Source organism: Streptomyces sp. NPDC097619 (assembly GCF_040302735.1).
GTDB lineage: Bacteria > Actinomycetota > Actinomycetes > Streptomycetales > Streptomycetaceae > Streptomyces.
In genome coordinates this window covers 1-3,938 of sequence record NZ_JBEOSD010000293.1, presented here as the reverse complement: position 1 = coordinate 3,938, position 3,938 = coordinate 1, and the positions used below count along the sequence as shown (strand labels likewise).

5 protein-coding genes and 1 pseudogene are annotated in these 3,938 nt (G+C 71.0%); 1 reads left to right on the top strand and 5 read right to left on the bottom strand.

Features of this window, described 5'->3' with window-relative positions; all coding sequences use genetic code 11:
• Positions 1–99: pseudogene (locus tag ABTZ17_RS36455) on the top strand (50S ribosomal protein L5); the annotation flags it as partial.
• Between the two features lie 21 nt (positions 100–120).
• Here ABTZ17_RS36455 and ABTZ17_RS36450 read toward each other — a convergent pair.
• From ABTZ17_RS36450 to ABTZ17_RS36430, 5 genes are all read right to left on the bottom strand, one after another.
• On the bottom strand, positions 121–489 hold the full coding sequence (locus ABTZ17_RS36450) for a PRC-barrel domain-containing protein (RefSeq protein WP_352200117.1): 369 nt from the start codon (positions 487–489) through the stop codon (positions 121–123).
• Positions 490–855: 366 nt separating this feature from the next.
• Positions 856–1,017, bottom strand: a complete 162-nt coding sequence (locus tag ABTZ17_RS36445) for a hydrophobic protein (protein ID WP_352194655.1) — start codon at positions 1,015–1,017, stop codon at positions 856–858.
• A gap of 99 nt (positions 1,018–1,116) precedes the next feature.
• Complete coding sequence (locus tag ABTZ17_RS36440) at positions 1,117–2,700, bottom strand: phytoene desaturase family protein (protein WP_352200116.1); 1,584 nt, start codon at positions 2,698–2,700, stop codon at positions 1,117–1,119.
• Positions 2,701–2,713: 13 nt separating this feature from the next.
• A complete protein-coding gene (locus ABTZ17_RS36435; protein ID WP_352200115.1) occupies positions 2,714–3,172 on the bottom strand; it encodes an SRPBCC family protein in 459 nt (152 codons plus the stop codon).
• Positions 3,151–3,938: SDR family NAD(P)-dependent oxidoreductase (locus tag ABTZ17_RS36430; protein WP_352200114.1), on the bottom strand; the 788-nt coding region annotated here is incomplete at its 5' end. The genes ABTZ17_RS36435 and ABTZ17_RS36430, both read right to left, overlap by 22 nt.

Below are 3,938 nucleotides of genomic sequence, written 5' to 3'. Positions count from 1 at the left end.
AAGTACCGCGAGGAGATCGCGGGCAAGCTGCGTGAGGAGTTCTCCTACGAGAACGTCATGCAGATCCCCGGCCTCGTGAAGATCGTGGTGGCCCCAGGACCGTGACTGTCGCGCCGCCGATCAGGCGGGGCGCCCGCCGAACGGGCCGGCCGTGCCGTAGTAGGTGCCCAGCTCGTCGCGGTAGCCGGGGTCGCCGAGGTGCTTGTCCCGGTGGAACTCGGGGGCGTCCTTGATCTGTTCCTTGGTCCGGTTGACGTAGACCTTCTCCTCGGTCTCGTCGATGCGGATGACGGTGCTGGCCGGGAGGAGGACCTCCTTGCCGAAGATCCAGACGCCGGTGTCGACCACGAGGTAGGAGGCGTCGACCTCGTCGGAGTGCTTGTCGACCTTCCCGATGCTTCCGTCCGTCGCCTCGACCTTGTAACCGGTCAGGTCGGTGGACGCGACCCGGTTGGTGGTCTGCTGGTAGCTCCACATGCTCTCGGTCATGATGACAACCCCTTCGGATCGGGGGGCCGGTGCGAATCCGGCCCGATCTTCTTTCCGTGTCCTGTGCAATGTCGACTCAATGGATTCGATTCATCAGCCGCTCGAATGAGCGAGTGCCCGGCCCTCCCGGCTTCATTCATTTTCTTTCACGCTTTTTTCCATCGGACCGGAACGGCCGCCGATCCTGGAGGTGAGCAGGTTCCCTGCTGCGTCACGGCAGCCGTCCCGGCACCCCGCCCATACCCCCGATTTCCGTTTTCACCCAGTACGGGAAAACCAATTCCAGGAGGCATGGAAAAAGGGTGGTGGCCGGACCCGTGATACGGGTCCGGCCACCACCCTGTCCGAAGCGTCCTGCGGATACGGCTACCAGCGGTACCAGCGACCGCTGCCGGTCTTCGGGCGGGCGACGAAGCCCAGGAGCCACACGATCAGTACCGCGATGGCCACCCACCACAGCACCTTCACCGCGAAACCCGCACCGGCGAGAATGAGAACCAGAAGAAGAACGAGAAGCAGGGGAACCATTTTTATCAACCTCCGAAACCGCGAGTGCCCCGGCTTGCGGGTCCCACACATGTGCGGCCGATTTTTTTTGGCCGGCGACGGATTCCCGCCGGGCCCGCCTCAGCTCCTCCGCCCCCGGCCCCGGGCCAAGGGGTGTCGCCGCAGAGCTGCCCGCGCCGCATTGGCGCCCGGTGCGCCGTGCACGCCGCCGCCCGGATGCGCGGACGCCGACGCCAGGTAGAGCCCTTTGACGGGCGTATGGGGGCGGCCGTTGCCGGGGAGCGGTCGAAAGAAGAGCTGCTGGTGCAGGGCGGCGGTACCGCCGTTGAGGGCACCGTCGCGCAGGTTGGTGTCCATGGCCTCCAGCGTGGGCGGCGCAAGGATCCGCCGTCGCAGGATCCGTCCGTGGAAGCCCGGAGCGTAGCGTTCGACGACCTCCTCCATCCGGTCGGCCATCGCCTCGCTCTCACCGGTGTCCCACCGTCCGGCCAGGCCCCGTCCACCCGCGTCCCCCTTGATGTGGTGCGGCACGTGCGTGTAGGCCCAAGCCGACTCCGTCCCCGCCGGCGACCGGCTCGGGTCGGCCGTGGTCATCTGTCCAAGGATCAGGAACGGATCCTCCGGTACCAGCCCCGTCGCGAGTCGAGCCGCGAAGGCGGTCAGCCCGTCGATCCCGTCGGCCAGGTGGACCGTTCCGGCGGTGGCGGCCTCGGGAGCGGTCCAGGGCACCGGGGAGTCGAGGGCCCAGTCCACCTTGAAGGTGGCGAAGTCCCACTGGAACCTCCGCAGGTCCCGCAACAGGGTGTCCGGCAGGTGCTCCTCGGCGACCAGCCCCCCGTACAGTGCGGGCGCCGACACGTCGGCGAGCACGGCCCGCCGGGCCGGCACCCGCTCACCCGACGCCGTCCGCGCCCCGATGGCCCGACCACCGCGCACGGCCACCTCCACGACGGGGGTGCCGCAGCGGACCACGCCACCGCGCCCCTCCAGGCGCCGCACCAAGGCCGCCGTCAGCTCTCCGGCCCCGCCCACCGGCACGGGGTATCCCTGCTGTTGGCCCAGCATCGACATCAGCCACCCGAACCCCCCACTGCCACTCGCCTCCGGTGGCAGATCCGCGTGGAGGGCGTTCCCGGCGAGCAGCAGCCCCCCACCTTCCCCGCGGAACTCCTCCTCGCCCAGACGCCGCACCGGCAGCGTCAAGCGGCGTACCAGCCCCAGCCCACCGGCCCCGCGCAGCCGCCCCAGCATCCGGGCGGCGGGGAGCACCGGAGGGAAGGGGGTGAACAGCGCCCGGACGATGTCGGGGCCCAACCGTTCCCAGATCTCGTACAAGTCCCTCCACGCGGCTCCGTCTCCCGGCGCGAACCCGTCGAGGCGCGTCGCCGTGTCCTCGGGGAGCCGGTCCAGGACGGCGCACCGACCGTCCGCCAGCGGATGCGCCAACACCCTCGGGGCGCGGCTCCAACGCAGGCCCTCCCGCTCCAGGCGCAGCCCCGCGAGGACGGGGGAAGCCACGGCCAGCGGATAGAAGGCGCTGAAGAGGTCACTGACGTGGTCGGGGTGGACGCCCCGGTCGCTGCGCACGGCCCCGCCAGGCTCCGGCTGGGCTTCCAGCACCTCCACGCTCCAACCCGCGTCAGCCAGCAGATTGGCGGCGACCAGGCCGTTGGGCCCGGCCCCGATCACTACCGCGTCGGGCATCGCCGGCCTCCCGTCAGGTCCGGACGGTCCGGTCGGAGGCCACGGACCGTCCGACCACTTCGGCCAGACGACGGAGCATGTCGCGGTGCCGCAGCTGGATCACCGCGTCCAGGGCGAAGTTGTGCAGCGCGCCGGCCACTCCGCGCAACGGGTGTTCGTCGATGATGACCAGGGACTCCTGGCCCCAGGGCCGGATCTCGATGGCCACCCGTGCCGTTCCGAGGGGCCCGCTGTCGACCTCCAGTTCCAGCTCGTACGGGGGCGCTGTGCGACGGACCACGGTGGTCCCCTCCAGTCGACAGGGGCCGATCCGGACCGTGTACTCCAGGGAGGCGCCGAGCTCCGGCCACCTGCCCCGGGCAGGCCGCGAATCGCTGGTGCCGACCACCCAGTCCGCGTACCGCGAGCTGTCCGCGAGCACGGACCAGACCCGATCGGGCGCGGCTTCGATCACTCGGTGCCGTGCTGCCATCTTTCCTCCTGTGTACGGGAACGGGATTGCGATCGGGTTCCTCGGCCGGCGGCCTCACCACCGGGCCCGAGGAGGCCGGTGGCGAGGGGATCGCCGTCCTGCTCGGCGAGCACCCGGCGGGACCGGCGGGCGACGAGGGCCGGCAGCAGCGTGCGTGCCGCCTGCATGCCGCGTACCCACCTGGGGGCGTACACGTGGGCGGAGCGCCGCTCGATGCCGTGTACGAGGGCCCGCACGGCGGGAGCGGTGTCGTGGGTGGCCGAAGCGGGCCAGGGGAGGTGTGCCCGCAGCAGTTCGAAGGCGCTCGTGCCCTCCGTGGCCCGGATCATGGCGGTGTCGAACCAGCTCAGGTAAGCGACGCCCACGTCCACTCCCCGGTGGGCCACCTCCGCGCGGAGGACGTGGGCGAACCCTTCCGCGCCCGCTTTGGAGGCGCAGTAGGCGGAGAGGAAGGGGGCGGGGCCGAGGGCCGCCATGGACGCCACCTGGAGGTGGTACCCCCCGGTTTCGAGCAGATCGGGCAGGAAGCAGCGTGCGGTGAGCGCGCTCCCGACGAGGTTCACCTCGACCACGCGCCGCCAGGCCGCGACATCGCAGTCCAGGAGCGGACCGCCCATGGCGACGCCGGCGTTGGCCACCACCACCGACGGCGTCCCGAGTGCCTGGCGCACCCGGCCGGCGGTCTCGGCCAGCGAGGGCTCGTCGGTGACGTCCACGGACCAGTATCCGGAGGGGCCCGCCATGCCGTCCGCCGACCACGCGAGGC

Bases quoted from the DNA above. Each gene is read 5' to 3' on its own strand.
- ABTZ17_RS36435 (WP_352200115.1), bottom strand. From the start codon at position 3,172: ATGGCAGCACGGCACCGAGTGATCGAAGCCGCGCCCGATCGGGTCTGG.
- ABTZ17_RS36450 (WP_352200117.1), bottom strand. From the start codon at position 489: ATGACCGAGAGCATGTGGAGCTACCAGCAGACCACCAACCGGGTCGCG.
- ABTZ17_RS36445 (WP_352194655.1), bottom strand. From the start codon at position 1,017: ATGGTTCCCCTGCTTCTCGTTCTTCTTCTGGTTCTCATTCTCGCCGGT.
- ABTZ17_RS36440 (WP_352200116.1), bottom strand. From the start codon at position 2,700: ATGCCCGACGCGGTAGTGATCGGGGCCGGGCCCAACGGCCTGGTCGCC.